Genomic DNA, 337 nt, shown 5'->3' with positions numbered 1-337 from the left:
AGATGATGCCGCCGACGCGGTACTCGGCGATCAGCTCGGCGGCGGTGCGGACACCGATCTCCTTGAGGTTGGCGTCGATGTCGGCCTGGTCGGGGGTGGTCGCGGAGTGGCCGTAGACCCGCATCACGAAGAGCTGGCCGACCTTCTCCGGGAGGGTCATCCGGGCGATGAGGGCACGGAGCCTGCGGTCGTCGGGGGTGGCGGCGTGGGCCGTGCCGCTGGTCGCCAGGGCCGCGGCGACGCCGGCGGTGGCGGCGAGGACGGTACGTCTCGAAGGTGGTGCGGTGTGTCCCGTGCTTCCCGTACTGGAGTTGCGCACCTGCGCGCTCCTTCCGTG

Annotated in this window: 1 pseudogene; it reads right to left on the bottom strand. The window is 71.5% G+C overall.

Annotated features, from left to right (window positions below):
• Window positions 1-319 (bottom strand): annotated as a pseudogene (locus tag ACLZOT_RS50930) (glycoside hydrolase family 3 protein); the annotation flags it as partial.
• Window positions 320-337 lie beyond the last annotated feature (18 nt).

The sequence above is a fragment of the Streptomyces sp. 4F14 genome, assembly GCF_048159485.1.
Classification (GTDB): domain Bacteria; phylum Actinomycetota; class Actinomycetes; order Streptomycetales; family Streptomycetaceae; genus Streptomyces.
Note: the sequence above shows the minus strand (reverse complement) of the source record. Positions and strands in the feature narration are given on the sequence as shown.